Below are 16,036 nucleotides of genomic sequence, written 5' to 3'. Positions count from 1 at the left end.
GCCCATCAGTGCAATAAAGAATCGATAATTTTCCGTTGCTTGGCAAAGAAATTATTGCGGTGAAATTCTCCCGAGACGGAAATCAATGTAGACAGCCGCATCAGGGATTCTATCCAGCGCTTATGGCTTTCGCAAACCCGCTTGTTATTACACGAAATATGGTCGATACAGTATACGCCCAGCGAGGAGGCAGTATGCCCGAATCCTTTGATATAAGAATAGGTGCAGTCAAATTCGATATGCGACAGGTATATATCTATTTTCTTTCCTGTGGATGTACGCCCTGTTATGGCATATTGTTCCATTTCGTTGAGCAGCAGATGCAACTGGGCATGAATACTTTTGATTTCGTTCGGCGAAAAAACATCCAGATTGCTGAAATATTTTACAATCCCGATATAATCGGAAAAGATACTCTGATTGAGGATTACAACAGCATTGACGTCTCTCACCAGCGAAACAATTTCTTTTTCGCGCGTGTATACTTCTTCGGGGATTTGCAATTCTGACAAGGTTTTAGGCGTAACGTCGAAATGCAACTGATAGCTCAGGATGTACAAGTAGACTTTCGATAACAGCTCGTACTTATTCAGGAACTCCGAAGGGATGATATTATATGCCCTGTACGAAAGGCAGTCGGGATCTTGCTTCAGGAATGCTACGGCTTCGCTTATCTCATTCAGCATCCTGAGGTACTCCTCCATCGGCTTTTCGGTAAAAATAGCACTAAGGTGGAAAGCATAGTTATTTTCCTGATTGGTGCCTATCAGCAAATCCATCGATATATCCAACGCCTTGCAGATAATAACGGCTTCGTCCAGCGTAAATACAATCTCCCCTCTGAGCCTGCGATAGGCCGTTTCCTTCCCCATAGGGAGAATTTCCATAAGCAGACTGGCAGCGTTTTTCTTTTCGGTAGATTTCCTTTTCAGTATTTCAATCAACTCGTTATTGATAGATGACATATATTATTTATCTTAAAATATGATTATTAAACCCGGTTAAACTATAGGTTCATTTCCTTTAACGTCTTTTTATGGAATTAAGTGCCTTGTAAATTTAAATAAAAAGATTGAAAATCCAATTTGTATGTATACTAAAGACAAAAGGTTGCCCAATACAGGCAACCTTTCATTAAACAATCCGCTCCACGAATTATCTTCTTAAACCAAGTTCCTTGATGATAGCACGGTATCTTTCGATATCGTTATCGATAAGGTAATCGAGCAAACGACGACGTTTACCTACGAGGCGTCTCAAAGATCTTTCGGTGTTATAATCTTTCTTATTTGACTTCAAGTGTTCAGTCAAATGCGAAATACGGTACGAAAACAATGCTATCTGCGCTTCAGGTGAGCCAGTATCAGTGTTAGACTTTCCGTATTTTGCGAAGATTTCTTGCTTTTTAGCTGAATCTAAATACATAATTCTTTTTATTTATTTAATTATTGCGGTGCAAAGGTAATATTTATTTCTTTTCATACAAACCTTTGCCGGAAAATGTTATATATCAAAACGGTAAATCGTCGCCCGAATCGCCGAAATCTACCGGCGCAGCAGGAGCGGCGTTGCTTGGTGCAGGATAGTCTCCGCCACCCGACGAAGCGCCTGCCAGTTCCACTTTCCACGCTTTCACGTCGGTGTACCAGCGTCCGTTGAACTCGCGGCTTTCGAGGTCGAAAGATATATCGAGCATATTGCCCTCTTTCAGCACCTCAGGGCTTGCTTTGTCGCCCCAGATGGTGATACATATCTTTTTAGGATACATGCCATCGGTTTCTACGACTATTGTATGTTTTCTCCACTCTCCGTTTTTACCTGTTCCTGTCTGCACAGGAAGCACTTGGACTAATTTAGCTGTTAATTGCATTACGTTTTTCTCTCTTGTTATTTAATATATTTACTTATGAATTATCTTTTTTATCCCATTCCCCGAGGGGGACAATCAGGCCGCCGTCGTCGTTGTTCTTGTTGTCGTACGACGACAGGAATTCGCGGTAGTAAGCCAGCAATAGCGTGGTCAGCGGAATGGCTATAATCATGCCCACAATGCCCAGCAACGAACCCCAGATAGACAGCGACAGCAATATAATCGCCGGATTCAGCCCCATAGCTTTCCCCATAATCTTAGGGACAAGGAATAAGTCCATGACACATTGCACGATAATATATACCAACGCCGTAAGCCCCAGCATCACCCAGAAACTGTCGTCGGTCTGCGAAGCCCTCAGCCAGCAAAGCAATAAGGCTACGGGGAAAGTCACCACCTGCAGGTAGGGTATCATATGCACCAGCCCCACTACAACGCCGAATATGATAGCCATCGGCAAACCGATAAGCTGGAATCCCGTTGCATACAAAATAGCCAGTATGCAGCAGATAAATGCCTGATGCCGGAAATACTTGTTCATATTGTACTCCACGTCGGAAGTGATACGGTTCACTATCGGACGGTATTTGTGCGGGATAAGGTTGCGCCACAGTTCGTTTATCTTGTCATAGTCGAGCAGGATAAATATCAGGTAGAGGATAACGATAAATATTACCGCAACACCTACGATGACCGAAATTGTATTCGAAAACAGGCTCTGCACGGCAGGGCTCACATATTTTATCGTCTCCACGATGGTCGCTTCAGACAACGAGTTGCGCAATTCGTCAAAATCGATATACTTGCCTATCACTTCGGCTATGGTTATCGAAATATCGTCGTCGCCGACATGCGTAAATTTATAGTTGGTTATCAACTGGTTAATCTGCCAGAGCTCTCTCTCGATAAGAGGAGATAAGGCAAAACCTATCCCTACCAATATCCCGAAGACCAGTATCAGCGTTATGATAACCGCAAGACTGTGTGCTATCCGCAATTTCTTATGTATAAAGCGGACAATAGGATTAAGCATATAGGCGATAAGCCATGCTACGAGGAACGGCAGCAAAGCTTCGCGCACGATGTACAGGAAGTACAGGGCGCCGAATATAAGCAATGCGCTTATGACCAACCGTACGACACGGTCGAAAGTATAAGGTCTGTTTGCAGGAGTTGCCACGTAATAGGTAGTCTTAGTGTTAGTAAAATATCTATCTTTGCAAAGATATTTTATTTTACCAAGATGATGACGTTAAAGTTGAAAATATTTTCAGTTTGCTTCCTGATAAGCCTTTCGGCGGCAGCCCAGACAAAACAGTCGGCCGTGGATGCATTCGTACAGAATCCGGCGCTGAAACATGCTTCGATAGGCATTTGCGTGAAGGATATGAGTGGCAAAAGCATCGTATCGCACAACGCAGCCAAATCGTTGACGCCGGCCTCCACCCTCAAAATCGTTACCACCGCCACCGCCCTGGAACTGCTGACACCCGGCTATACGTACAAAACCACGCTGGCAAAGGACAAGAAAAATGCCTCGCACCTGTATATCTTCGGCTCGGGCGACCCTACCCTCGGCACTAAACACTTAGAGAACGATTCGGAGGCGTTTTTAGGCGCTTGGACGAACGAGATAGCAAAATCCTACCCCGAGAAAAAAATAACGAAAATAACGGCCGTAGACAACCTTTTCGGCTATGATGGCATTTCGCCGCGATGGATTCGTCAGGATATGGGAAACTATTATGCTGCCTCCACCTATGGCATCAGTGTCTTTGACAATACTTACCAACTGTTTTTCAACACGGTACGGCAGGACACATGCCCCATAATCGTGAAGACGGAGCCGCAAATGAAGAATATCTACTTCCTGAACACCATGAAAATGAATACCTCCGGACGCGACAATGGCTACATCAACGGCGAGCCGCTATCGTACACACGCGTACTGACAGGCAATATCCCCGCCGGACGCCAGTCCTTTTCCATCAAAGGCGACATCCCCGACCCGGGGCTTTACTTAGTGGGAAGGGTAGCGGATATACTGAATGACAACGGCTTCGAGGTAAGCGACATCGGCACCACGCAATACGACTACTTCGAAAATATGTATGCCAAGAGTAAGCCCGTTTATGATGGCGAGGTTTTCTATACGCACCACTCTTTCCCGTTAAGAGACATTATACAGAACGTCAATTTCAAGAGCAACAACCACTATGCGGAGCATCTTTTGCGGACAATAGGACGCCTGCGCAATAAGGATATTTACTCGTCCGCCCTCGACGAAGGCACCAAAAAAGTCGGCGAATACTGGAAAGCACAAGGCTTGGACACCGACGCGCTGTTTATGTACGACGGTTGCGGCTTAGCCCCTTCCAATGCGGTGAGCCCTGCCTTTATGTGCGACGTATTGGTGCATATGCAGACGAAAAGCAAATATAAGGACGACTTCCTCCATTCGTTGCCGCAAGCGGGCAAAGAGGGGACGGTAAGAAACCTCTTGAAAGGCACAAGGCTGCAAGGCAAAGTATATGCCAAAAGCGGTAGCATCGTGAATGTGCGTTGCTATGCAGGCTACTATATCGACGGCGACAAGAAGTACGCTTTTGCGGTGATGGTGAACAATTACAACGGCAGCAGCCAGACGGTTGTGAAAGCTATCGAGAAGCTATTGTTGGGGATTCTGTAAGCGTGGGGCGATTACCTAACCACCAAAAACACTAAGAGCAGGCACACTTGTCATGCCGAAGTTTATCTGAGGCATCTCGTCGCAACATTGGGAGGAGGCTTCTCACATTCGTTCGAAGTGACAATAAAAAAGTAACATTTCTCTACTTATTTTCGAGCGTTTTTTGTCGGGTTACTTTTCCTCGTATACTTGTTTACTTGTCAACTACTTCAATATAGATAAACTTTCCAGAAACTCATCCCAATTGAGTAGTAAAACAGGGACTACCGCGACCAGATTATTAATCGCATGAACAGCCATACCAAAGAACAACCCTTTGTCGTATCGCACACGGAGATAGCCTGCCATCACACCCAATGCAAACTGAGGCATTACCATCCACAAAACGAATAAACCTTGAGGGAAGACTATGTTGGTATAGTTAAGGATATGCATCAACGCAAAAAGCGCGGAAAAGAAATAAAAGACTATGCTGTAATGCTTTTCCCAGAATTTCTCGAGGTATCGGCTAACGCCCAGTTTCGGGTAGAATAGCAGAAACCCGACAACAGCAACGACTACGAATGCCACTATCAGCACCGCTTTGTAATCGCCGCGAAGCATCCATACCGAAAGTAGAGTGGCTGACAGTAACAGATTTACTTTGCTAAAGCGTAAGGGAAGCCGGAAAATTAATTCTTCCACAACAGGGGCAATCAGCACAACCAAAATTACCATGGAAAGAGTTGCGTCGAAACTGGAGCCTTCGGGGAGGTCCTTAAAAGTATATTTGATAGACCCCCAAATAATGAGAATAATAAAAAGGCAACCCACATAAATGAGGTAATGCAGCAAAATAATCCCGGGAACTTGAAGCGGCTTCCAATGAAGCGCTTGCTCTTCGCCGGATACCGGTTTCTTCAGAAAAGTAACAAGTTCGCCGACGTAGCTCATCAGTGTTTTTCTTTCAGCTTCGCAATCATCAGCGTCGCTGCTTTACCCGAAGCTCCCGGCTTGCCCAATATGCCGATAACCCGGTCATACTCGTCCAGCATCTGCTGACGATAGGCCTTATCGTTGAGCAACTTATCCGCCTCCTTACGGATGGCTTCGGTAGAAAAATATTTGGCGAAAAGCTCCTGCACCACCGTTTTCCCGGCTATCAGGTTCACGAGTGAGATATAAGGAGAATTCATCATATTCTTGAAATACCACGACACGATGCATGGTATCGGCGTTTCGTAGCAAACGACCTGCGGAATGCGGAACAAAGCCGTTTCGAGCGTAGCCGTCCCCGACGTCACCAATGCCGCTTCGGCATATTGCAGTACGCGGTATGTCTGCCCGAAAACAATCCTGCAATTATGGTTGCCGATGTATTTCTTATAATATTCGGGCTCTATGCCCGGAGCACCCGCGATAACAGGCTGATAATCGCCGAAATCCTTTACTGCATCGAGCATATAAGGCAAGTTGTCTTTTATCTCCTGCTGGCGGCTTCCACAAAGGATAGCCAATACAGGTCGCCCGTCCAGCTGATTTTCTTGCAGGAAAAGCTCCCGTGTGTCGGAGGCGTTCTCGGCTTTATAGTTGGCTACGGCGTCTACAGTCGGATTGCCGACATACTCGACGTGGTAGTTATGTTTCTTGAAAAAATCCACCTCGAAAGGCAGGATGCAAAACATCTCGTCCACATACTTTTTGAATGATTTGACACGATATTCCTTCCATGCCCATACTTTGGGCGAAATGTAGTAATACACAGGAATCGACGTATGCGTTTTGACGTATTTGGCTATTTTGAGGTTAAAGCCCGGATAATCGACCAGGATGACAACATCGGGCTGATATTTCAGTATTTCCTGATTACACATCTTCATATTCCGCAAAATGGTACGCAGATTGAGCAACACGGGAATAAAACCCATAAAAGCCAGTTCGCGGTAATGCTTTATCAACCGCCCGCCCTGCGCCTGCATCAAATCGCCGCCAAAGAAAGCGAACTCGGCATCTTTGTCCTGCTCTTTGATGGCCGCCATCAGGTTAGAACCGTGTAAGTCGCCCGAAGCTTCTCCTGCTATCAGAAAATATTTCATATCTATGTATTATAATTGTTCCAGATGACGAATAACATCCATAAAATCGTGATGCGTCATATCTACTTTGGTCGGCACGATGGATACATAGCCATTATGCAACGCCCATTCGTCGGTCGATTCATCTTCGGGTTCATCATTGCGGAAATGCCCGGTCAGCCAATACACTTCCTTGCCGATGCCGTCCTGCGAGCGGTCGAATTCTTCCACCCACTTGCCCGATGTCTGGCGGCAAATGCGTATCCCTTTAATATCATCCCCTTTAGGGATATTCACATTGAGGCAAGTCCCCTTTGGCAATCCCGATTTCAACACTTGTTCGCTGATAAGGCGGGTATATTTCTGCGCTTCGCCAAAATCGGCATCTTTGCTATGGTCGAGCAGCGAAAAGCCGATAGAAGGCACTTCGAAAACACAGCCTTCGAGCGCAGCACCCATCGTACCCGAATAAAGCACAGCAATGGCTGCATTCGAACCGTGATTGATTCCCGTCACCACGAGGTCGGGCTTGCGGTCGCATATCTCGCTGATACCCAGCTTAACGCAATCGACAGGCGTACCTGTACAAGCATATATTTTCAGGTCGTCCTGTTCTTCCAACAGGTGGGCACGCAAAGGATTGATGGAAGTTATCGCGCTCGACATACCCGAACGGGGACCGTCCGGCGCCACAACAACAATCTCGCCCAAACCCCGCATGCTGTCTATCAAAGCATTAATCCCTCCGGCCTGATAGCCATCGTCGTTGGTGATAAATATTAATGGTTTTTGTTTTTTCATATTCTTTTATTAGTAAGTTATGCAAAGATAAGCTATTTCTTCCAGAAGTGTTTAATAATCGAAATTGTAACCCTTATAGAAAGCTCTTTCAACATATTTCCTCCTCATATCTTTAAAATAAAAGACAATTTCATTTTTCTTATCATATTTGATGGAATCAATCAACGTTCTGGAAAAAATATCATGTGGGCTTGCATAGCGTCTCAACGTATCACATTTTGTAGAAATAACAAGCCTAAAATCATTTTTATAAAAGGTATGAACTGTATCTTCCTCTATGCTCAATAAATAATTTCTAAAAATAGAAAACAGTGTATCTGAGACCTCATACGCGACAGCATGTTTCAAAAGCGTCCTTGTACCCTTCTTCAAAAAGAATTCTTTTGTTACCGAAAGCTTATGTAAATCGTCGAAATAGGTCGTATCTCCTTCAGGCACAATAAAAATAGGCCTCTCGTAGTAATCTGATTCTCCGGCATATTCGATAAAAATATAACCGGATATACATTTATCCTTTTCTATTATCCTATTCTCCTTTTTGCAAGCAACTGCAATAACCAGAACAAAAGTTATAAAAACTGCTATCTTTATTTTCATAATTTTCCTCATCAACACATTAGCTACAACCCCGTTATTCCCATTTTTTTCATCAGGAAACAGGCATTCATATTCTGCGCGACACCCTCTTTCAGCTTGTACGAGAAAGACAAGGTATCGCCCTCTATATCCGCTTCGAAACGGTAATTCTTCACCGCATCGGGGAACTCCTGTTCGAGATTGCCCAATTCGAGGTCGTGCGTAGCGATAATACCGTTACCGCCGAGCGAAACCAATTGCTTCATCAGAGCAATAGAGCCGCGTTGCTTATCCTCCGAATTTGTCCCTTTCAGTATTTCATCCAGAATGATAAAAAGCTCCTCTCCCGCCTCCAAGCGGTCGATAATCATTTTCAGGCGTTTCAGTTCGGCAAAGAAGTACGATTCGTTATCGTTGAGCGAATCGGACGTCCGCAGATTAGTGACCAGCACAAACGGATAGAAGCGGAAAGACGAAGCGCAAACAGGCGCACCCATTCCCGCCAATACGAGATTCACCCCCACCGTGCGCAGATAGGTACTCTTACCCGCCATATTCGCCCCCGTAACCACCATAAAATAAGGAAATTTCGGCTCGCAAATATCGTTATGCACGCATTTCTCCCTGTTCATCATCGGGTGTCCGAGGTCTTTCCCTACTATTTCGCGCTTATCGGAAACTTCGGGATAGACATAATCGGGGTGATTATAAGCAAACATCGCCAAAGATAAGAGACTATCAAGCTCACCGACAGCCTCGAACCACGTCTTTATATACTGCTGATGGCGCACAATCCAGCCGAGTATTTTGTTAGAATAATAGACGTTCCACCCCAGAAAAGGATTCAGAAGCATTGCCCCCACAGCCGTTTCGGCAATATCCATATTGTTACCTAACTTTTTCAGTTGGGCAAACGCCAAAGATGCCGATTGCGGTGTGACGATTTTCTCCTGTATTTGTTTCAACAAGGGCGAATCGAACTGTTCCGACTCCATTATTTTGAGCAAGGTAGAATAAGTGCGTATCACCTCGTAACGCTTATCCAGAAAATCGAGCTTATGCCGGATGTTGCGGGCCAACAGGATGCTCGCGATAATCATCACAAACCAATAAACAGGAAAAACGCCTGCCGGAATCACATTCAGAAAGCTAAGCGCAAAAACCGCCACAGCCAGCAGCAGGAAGAAAACAGGAACAATTTTCCACCAGCCGCTTTTAGCAGCTTGTATATTCTTAGTCAACGCATTATAGTCGAAATCCTGCGCATCACCCACCTGTCCCGTCGCCCGGAAATGGCGGATAAATTCCTGCTTCCGGCTAAGTTCGGCAATAGCCTCCTGTCGCCCGGTTATACGGTTTTTATCCTGCAAGGGATGCAATAGCATATCCACCAGCCCCTTTTTCCCGAAAGCGGTTACGGTGCGGTTGATAGACTGAAAGAACGAGCGTTCGCCAAAAATATCCAAATCGAGGCTGAAACTATGTCCTGCATCGGTGCATTCCTTTGCCCCGTCGAAAGGCGAAAAGTCATAACCGAGTGCCGACAGTTCATTGCGGGCATCCTGTATCAATTGCTCTATATACTGCTTACGGGCAAAAAGCCGCGCATGGTATTTAGCAAAAACCAGATAGATAACAAGCGCCGCAATAATACTCAAGCCTATCATCGAAAAATCCGGCCACAGCCAGTAACAGGTAAATCCCGCAGCAAGCACAATCAGCAGGCGGATAGTACCGATATGGAATATTTGGCGTTTAACTTTCGAGAGGTTTCTATCGCCCTCTTCAATGGTATGGTTATAGGATGTCTTTACCTCTTCTATAGTAGTCATACGTCAAAGATAATCAAAATAATTCGTGCAATACTTCGAGCGACTTCAACTGCGGAAAATCGTACAGATGCAGGCGGTAATACTCAATCATGCGGTTGACAATCGTCACGCGGTCGTTGCGGTTGAAGGCAAAATGGTGCATATTTTCGTAGGTGATGCGTGCCAGCCGCGAAAGCACCTCGCTATCCCCCACCCCGAGAAAATGGCGGTGGGCGGGTTGGTATTGTATAAATTCGCCGTTCATCATATCGAAAACCGACAATTTATTATAGTCTTCGAGATTGGGATAGAAACCGAGCAAACGGCTCAACCTCAACATAAAAACCAAATGGAAGTTCGCAATATTCTTGTCGGTCATCTCCAGAATCTGAACGGACTGCGAAATAAACTCGAACACCGGGCGGCTATCGCCCGTATCACGCAATACCCGCGACAAAAACTCCGACAGAAAAAAGGCCAGCGACGTCTTGCCCATGTGCGTTGGGATAGCATACAACTGCAAACCGCTACGGGCTTCCCGTATCCGCTGAATGTCGCGCTTCGGCTGGTGGTCTACCTCCATCTCGAGGACAGCGAGAGGCGAAAACAACGAACGGGGCACTTTATTCGAACGGCTCTTCGTTTTCGGCACCATATACGTCACCTGTCCCGCCACCTCGGTGTAGATACGGACAAGGAGGTATTTGTCGTTATAGTTGATGGTATTCAGCACCACCCCTCGCGTTTTCTGAAGCATGTACAAAAATACAAAATATATTTCCGAAACGAGATGCCTCAGACAAGCTTCGGCATGACAAAATCACAAACGCTTGTCTACTCGTCTACTTGTTTACTTGTCAACCCGAATATTTAAAACTTTTTATCAGCCAACCCTACAACCAATCAGTATTATTAACTAACTTCGCATTCTGAACTAAAGACGAGAAAACCATGTACAAGAATATTAAGAATCTTCTTTTCGATTTCGGAGGCGTTATTGTCAGCCTCGACAAGAAAAATGCGCTGAACGCTTTCAGAGACTTAGGTATAGCCAATATCGAGGAATACCTCAACGAATTCCGCCAATCGGGCATCTTCCTCGAATACGAAGAAGGGAAGCTCGATGCGCCGCAGTTTTACAAAGCCTTGCGCGAACTGGCAGGAAATCAGGACATAACCGAGGAGCAAATAGACTTGGCATGGCAGGCGTTTGCTATCGGGATACCCGACTATAAGTATAAGATGCTGAAAGAGTTGCGCAAATCATACAATGTATATCTGTTGAGCAATACCAACCCATCGATGGCAAAATGGATGTATTCCGAAGATTTTTCGCCGACGAAAGAGCCTATCGATGCCTTTTTCGACAAGTGCTACCTGTCATTCGAAATCGGTCATGCCAAGCCGGAGAAAGCCATTTACGAATACATCATCAACGATTCGGGTATAAATCCTGCCGAAACCTTGTTCTTCGACGACGGCGAAGCTAACCTTAAAGCGGCGCAGGAACTCGGTTTCCAGACATACCTGACCGACCAGAACGAAGATTTGACAAAAGTTATCGCCCAAATCGAAAAATGATACTCCTTCAGCAGCAAGACGAATCGAACCGGAAACCGATAGTGGCTTCTATCGGCTTTTTCGACGGCGTACACGCCGGCCATCGCTACCTTATCAGCCAGATAAAAGAGATAGCCGGAGAGAAAGGGCTTGCTTCGGCAGTCATCACTTTCCCCGTGCATCCGCGAAAAGTCTTGCAGGCCGATTATCAGCCAGCATTGCTCTGCGGCTACGAAGAGCGTATCGAACGCCTTGCCTCGACAGGTGTCGATTATTGCATACCACTCGATTTCACCATCGAAATGTCACGCCTTTCGGCGCGCGATTTTATCCATCAGGTATTGAAGCAGATGTACAACGTTGATACGCTGGTCATCGGCTACGACCACCGATTCGGGTATAACCGCGAAGATGGCTTCGAGGAATATGTGCAATACGGCAAAGAGGTGGGTATGAACGTAGTACAGGCGAAACAATACCCCGACGAATACGTCAGTTCGTCCTTCATCCGCACCCTGCTGAAAGAAGGGAATATTGAAAAAGCGGCTAAACTACTGACATACAACTACACCATCTGCGGCAAAATAATCAAAGGCTTTCAGGTGGGACGCACTATCGGTTTCCCTACTGCCAATGTGGAATCGTGGGAGCGGTACAAGGTTATTCCGGCTTTCGGCGTCTATGCCGTGCATGTCTACACCATCGGGCAGAAACTCGACGGCATGTTGTATATCGGCACACGCCCGACCGTCGACAACGGACAGAATATCAGCGTAGAAGTCAATATCTTCGACTTCGACGGCGATTTGTATAATAAAGACCTTACGGTGGAGTTTCTCGAATTTGTCCGCCCCGACATCAAATTCGGCGGGTTAGACGAACTTCGCGCCCAACTATTCCGCGATAAAGAGGAAGTCAGGAAGCGACTGGATGCTTATCACTAACTCTTTTTATTTCTGATTTCTTCGAGCCATTTTTTGGTCAGCGACAAAACCTCATCATTGTATCTGAAGCCATAATTGATTCCCCAACCATGTCCCCCGACAGGGAAAATATACATCGATGCCGGAACCTGATGAGCCAGCAGGGCATTATAATAACCGATACTATTCAGCGGAAGCACCGCCCCATCGTCACTGCTCAAAAAGAGAATAGCAGGAGGGGTATCTGGTGTCACCTGTTTTTCGATGGAGTATTTTTCAAGAAGCTCTTTCGAGAGTGATTTACCTAAAAGCAAATCGCGCGAACCTTGGTGCGTTCCTTCACCCATAGTAATAACAGGATAGAAAAGAATGGAAAAATCGGGACGGGTATCTTGCGTATAGTTCGTCGAAGCAGTAGCAGCTAAATGTCCGCCTGCCGAAAAGCCCGAAATACCAACCATATTGCGGTCGATATTCAACGAAGGAGCATTTTCGCGCACATAACGGAATGCCTGATGGACGTCATCCAGTGGTATTTCCTTATGCCCGTTCGGCATACGGTATTTCAGCACGATTCCCGTTATACCCTGCGTTGTCAGCCATTGGGCAAGCTGAATGCCTTCTTTGTTGTACGCCACTCCGGCATATCCCCCGCCCGGGCAGATGATAACAGCCATACCGGTATTTCGCGATTTCACAGGCTGATAGATTTCGAGCGTAGGCACAGTGATATTATGAATCCATTCGCCACCGTTTTCGTCCTTCTCCTCGCCTGTCAATCCGCTTGTGGTCGGCGGTGCTGTATGCCATAACTTTACGGTTGTTTGGGCGTTCATGCCTGCTGCCATCAACAGGAGTAAGGAAATAACAGCGAAAGTCTTTTTATTTTTCATGGATGCTTTTTTTATGGTTATATACAAGGTAAAGATACAAAAAAGCCTGCAAGGATTTGTCCTGCAGGCTTTTCTAATATTATATCTTGTTTTAATTTACTCTCACTTCCATAGGAGCTATATCGCGCTCTCCGTCAGGACCTTTAGCACGTATCGAAGAGATAAAGAAAGTTGTCCCCCTATCCATACGCTGTATTTGTTCCAACTGGCGTTGCGAGAAGTTAGCACCCGAAGACATTTCCTGTAGCGAGTTACCCATTGCATCCACCATCACCGTGCGGAAGCTGATAACAGTATACGGAACGTCCAACACTCCGTCGTCGATAGAGGCTTTTATGCCGCCTGCATTCAACAATACGTTACGGGCGATACGCCCTTGCTTGAATACGCGCGATGTGCCTTTGGCATCGGTATATGGTATAAAGGCTGTAGGGTCTGGTAAGCGGCGTACGCGGAAAGGTTTTTGTCCCATAGAGCGAACCGTTCCGTCCGACATTCTCACCGAAACATTGACCACAAATTTACTCCCCGGAGTAGTAGGCTTAGCTATCCAACGGCCATTCCCTTTCGGCGTCAACGAACCGCCCTGAGCAACACTTGCACTAATCTGAGAGGCTGTAAAACCCGGAACCGAAATAATCATTTCGTTGTCGATGCTGGTGTAAACAACATCCATCAATACCGGCTCTACGATTGCCATCGGATCTATCACTGTATAACTATCATTGAACTCACGGATATAAGGCTGTCCGTCGCGTCCCATCAGTTCTATTTGTCCCTTGATAGGCACCGAACCCGAGCCGGAAGCTATCAGATTCAGCCGCCCGTTTTCTATTTCTTTTCCGTTTATGGTTATCTTAGGCCGCTGCGTTGTATCTACCGCAGCAAGGATGATATCGGCACGATAAGGCGCTCCGCGAACCACTGTCTTGGATTCGGGAATTACATAGGCTGCCAGTTCATTCACGCGGAAGTCTTTCATATCGACACCCCTCAATAGTGAATTCAACGCTTCGCCTTCGGCTTGTTTGATATTCGATTGCAATTCCGACAAATAGGTAATCACGGCTATGCTCGGCATATTTTCGAACGAAGCCTGCAACCAGTCTTTATTCTGCTTTTTAGCCCTTTCCGATGGTTCGGTCGAGAGAGCCGTTTCCACAATTATCTTCTGCGCAGGATCTGCAATGTAAGCAGCTATATTCTCGCGGTAATTGTCGATTGCCGCTTTGAAATCCTTTCCTTTACCTCCCGCCGGAGAAAGAAAAATTTCCGATGCCGCATCCAAATCGTCCTTTGTCTCCAGATTATACATATCGGCATCCTTGCCATCCGTGCGCACGGCGACTTCCTGTTTCAATGCCTGAATGTAGTTGTACACCGAGTCGGTGTTTTGCTTCAGTTGCAGGACAAGCCTGTAAGTAGGCTCTGTTTTCTGCGGATTCTGAGCATACATCTCATTTATCTCGGCATAAATCTGGTTGTTCCGCTCCGTGGTATTTTGTATGGTCTTTTGTATATTATCGTTCATCAGGTCGAAACCATCCAACACCTCGGTCGAAACCCTCAGCGCAAGCATAGCGATGAAAACCAGATACATCAGGTTTATCATCTTCTGCCTTGTAGAAGTTCTTCTTGTTGAAGCCATTCGTTATTTTCCTCCTTTTTTGGTTAAATCTTCGTTTGTCTCTGTATTCACCCGATTCGATTAATAGGGAGGATTTTGAGGGAAATTGTTATTATTCGGATTATTCATCGTCATTGCCTGCAACAAGCGGGCATAGACCTGATTTAATGCTTCGATATGGCGTGTCATTTTCGACATTTCTTCCTTGAACATATAGCTGTCGCCGATAGCGCCATCGTAAAGGTTCTTGATACGCGACAGGCTGTCGTTGATGTAGCGGACAGTATTCATCGCCTCGCCCAGATTCTGCGTTTCGGCAATTTCTTTGTAAGCATTCAGTATTGTCTGCGATGTCTCGTTGAGCGATTTCATCGTTGTAGAGAAATCTTCGAGGCTCTGAGCGGCATTTGTCGCACTGCTGGCATACTCTTCGGCAGGGATATTAGCCGCAGCCACTGCTCCTCCGCCAACTGCAGCACCACTTCCGGCAACTGCACTACCGCCACCCGAAACAGATGCTCCACTACCCGAACCAGCTCCGCCTACAATGATAGGAGCCTGCTGGCTTGCCGTTCCCGAAACCGGTGTACCTTGTGTTGCTGTGGTTGCAGCAGCTTCGCCCGACGTAGCGGCAACCGAGCCGCTTCCGGCAGATGTGCCTCCACCACCTACAACGATAACAGACGAACCTCCGCCCGTACCGCCACCTGTAGAAGGGTGTACTGTCTTAACCGAGCCCGATACGGTAGCTTCCGAACCGGTTGTTCCGGCTGCTCCGCTTCCACCTGCAACGATGTAGCCACTGCCCGTTCCCGTAGCCGGCGAACTTTCGGTGTATGATGTATCGAATGCTGAAAGCAGGAATATAGCTGCCTCCATAGACATACCTATAACAAATACAATGTTCCCCCATGACACATGGATAATTTTGAACAATGCGCCAATGATAACAACGGCTGCTCCGAGACTGTAAATGATATTAAAAAATTGTCGTCCTCCGGGAGTCGCAAACCATGCTCTTAAACCTTTCATCTTTTTATATATAAGTTATTTGTTATCGAATAAATTAAAAACGTTTGCAAAGGTAATATTTATTAGCGAGATAGCTACCCGCACTATTAACCTTATTTTTAAACGAAGGAGATGAAATATTATTGTAACAGGGCTACAAAAAAGGAGGAGCTTATTGCTCCTCCTCGCCGGTGATTAATCAATATTTCGACTTCGAATCG

General features: G+C 46.0%; 16 protein-coding genes. 3 read left to right on the top strand and 13 right to left on the bottom strand.

Annotation, left to right across the window (positions count from 1 at the left end; translation table 11 throughout):
• Window positions 1-5 precede the first annotated feature (5 nt).
• From D0T66_RS03805 to D0T66_RS03790, 4 genes are all read right to left on the bottom strand, one after another.
• The gene (locus D0T66_RS03805; RefSeq protein WP_163355763.1) at window positions 6-965 is read right to left on the bottom strand and encodes a helix-turn-helix domain-containing protein; all 960 of its coding nucleotides are present in this window, start codon (window positions 963-965) and stop codon (window positions 6-8) included.
• A gap of 190 nt (window positions 966-1,155) precedes the next feature.
• Window positions 1,156-1,425, bottom strand: coding sequence for a 30S ribosomal protein S15 (rpsO, locus tag D0T66_RS03800; RefSeq protein WP_163355761.1), 270 nt, complete (start codon window positions 1,423-1,425; stop codon window positions 1,156-1,158).
• A gap of 85 nt (window positions 1,426-1,510) precedes the next feature.
• Window positions 1,511-1,870, bottom strand: a complete 360-nt coding sequence (locus D0T66_RS03795; protein WP_163355759.1) for a DUF3127 domain-containing protein — start codon at window positions 1,868-1,870, stop codon at window positions 1,511-1,513.
• A 34-nt stretch (window positions 1,871-1,904) separates the two neighbouring features.
• Window positions 1,905-3,050, bottom strand: coding sequence for an AI-2E family transporter (locus D0T66_RS03790; RefSeq protein WP_370520759.1), 1,146 nt, complete (start codon window positions 3,048-3,050; stop codon window positions 1,905-1,907).
• Window positions 3,051-3,113: 63 nt separating this feature from the next.
• On the opposite strand from D0T66_RS03790, the gene dacB reads away from it, so the two are divergent.
• Window positions 3,114-4,559 (top strand): D-alanyl-D-alanine carboxypeptidase/D-alanyl-D-alanine-endopeptidase, encoded by a 1,446-nt coding sequence (gene dacB, locus D0T66_RS03785; protein ID WP_163355757.1) that lies wholly within the window; start codon window positions 3,114-3,116, stop codon window positions 4,557-4,559.
• A gap of 204 nt (window positions 4,560-4,763) precedes the next feature.
• Here the strand turns inward: dacB and D0T66_RS03780 are convergent, their stop codons facing one another.
• Genes D0T66_RS03780 through recO form a run of 6 tightly spaced genes read right to left on the bottom strand, consistent with a single transcriptional unit; the run spans window position 4,764 to window position 10,558 of the window.
• A complete protein-coding gene (locus D0T66_RS03780) occupies window positions 4,764-5,492 on the bottom strand; it encodes a type II CAAX prenyl endopeptidase Rce1 family protein (protein ID WP_163355755.1) in 729 nt (242 codons plus the stop codon).
• Entirely contained in the window at window positions 5,492-6,634 is a 1,143-nt protein-coding gene (gene lpxB, locus D0T66_RS03775) for a lipid-A-disaccharide synthase (RefSeq protein WP_163355753.1), read from the bottom strand. The genes D0T66_RS03780 and lpxB overlap by 1 nt, the downstream gene beginning before the upstream one ends.
• 9 nt (window positions 6,635-6,643) lie before the next feature.
• Window positions 6,644-7,414 carry a 5'/3'-nucleotidase SurE gene (surE, locus tag D0T66_RS03770; RefSeq protein WP_163355751.1) on the bottom strand — a complete coding sequence of 257 codons (771 nt, stop codon included), beginning with the start codon at window positions 7,412-7,414 and terminating at the stop codon, window positions 6,644-6,646.
• Window positions 7,415-7,465: 51 nt separating this feature from the next.
• Window positions 7,466-8,011 (bottom strand): hypothetical protein, encoded by a 546-nt coding sequence (locus D0T66_RS03765; protein ID WP_163355749.1) that lies wholly within the window; start codon window positions 8,009-8,011, stop codon window positions 7,466-7,468.
• 23 nt (window positions 8,012-8,034) lie between these two features.
• Window positions 8,035-9,822, bottom strand: coding sequence for a MutS family DNA mismatch repair protein (locus tag D0T66_RS03760; RefSeq protein ID WP_163355747.1), 1,788 nt, complete (start codon window positions 9,820-9,822; stop codon window positions 8,035-8,037).
• 13 nt (window positions 9,823-9,835) lie between these two features.
• On the bottom strand, window positions 9,836-10,558 hold the full coding sequence (recO, locus tag D0T66_RS03755) for a DNA repair protein RecO (RefSeq protein WP_163355745.1): 723 nt from the start codon (window positions 10,556-10,558) through the stop codon (window positions 9,836-9,838).
• 194 nt (window positions 10,559-10,752) lie between these two features.
• On the opposite strand from recO, the gene D0T66_RS03750 reads away from it, so the two are divergent.
• Both D0T66_RS03750 and ribF read left to right on the top strand, forming a co-directional pair.
• Window positions 10,753-11,382, top strand: coding sequence for an HAD family phosphatase (locus D0T66_RS03750; RefSeq protein WP_163355743.1), 630 nt, complete (start codon window positions 10,753-10,755; stop codon window positions 11,380-11,382).
• Window positions 11,379-12,305 (top strand): riboflavin biosynthesis protein RibF, encoded by a 927-nt coding sequence (gene ribF / locus D0T66_RS03745; RefSeq protein WP_163355741.1) that lies wholly within the window; start codon window positions 11,379-11,381, stop codon window positions 12,303-12,305. Before D0T66_RS03750 ends, ribF begins: the two co-directional genes overlap by 4 nt.
• Here the strand turns inward: ribF and D0T66_RS03740 are convergent.
• The 3 genes from D0T66_RS03740 to D0T66_RS03730 all read right to left on the bottom strand — a co-directional run bounded on the left by D0T66_RS03740 (window position 12,302) and on the right by D0T66_RS03730 (window position 15,836).
• Window positions 12,302-13,177 carry an alpha/beta hydrolase gene (locus D0T66_RS03740; protein ID WP_163355739.1) on the bottom strand — a complete coding sequence of 292 codons (876 nt, stop codon included), beginning with the start codon at window positions 13,175-13,177 and terminating at the stop codon, window positions 12,302-12,304. The two genes, ribF and D0T66_RS03740, sit on opposite strands and share 4 nt — an antisense overlap.
• A 91-nt stretch (window positions 13,178-13,268) precedes the next feature.
• Window positions 13,269-14,825 (bottom strand): gliding motility protein GldM, encoded by a 1,557-nt coding sequence (gene gldM, locus D0T66_RS03735; protein WP_163355738.1) that lies wholly within the window; start codon window positions 14,823-14,825, stop codon window positions 13,269-13,271.
• 60 nt (window positions 14,826-14,885) lie between these two features.
• Window positions 14,886-15,836 carry a gliding motility protein GldL gene (locus D0T66_RS03730; protein ID WP_163355736.1) on the bottom strand — a complete coding sequence of 317 codons (951 nt, stop codon included), beginning with the start codon at window positions 15,834-15,836 and terminating at the stop codon, window positions 14,886-14,888.
• Between the last annotated feature and the right edge of the window lie 200 nt (window positions 15,837-16,036).

Origin of the sequence: Dysgonomonas sp. 25 (genome assembly GCF_010501075.1) — a bacterium.
Taxonomy (GTDB): Bacteria; Bacteroidota; Bacteroidia; order Bacteroidales; family Dysgonomonadaceae; genus Dysgonomonas.
The sequence above is the reverse complement of the archived record's forward strand: the minus strand, read 5'-3'. Positions and strand labels throughout refer to the sequence as shown.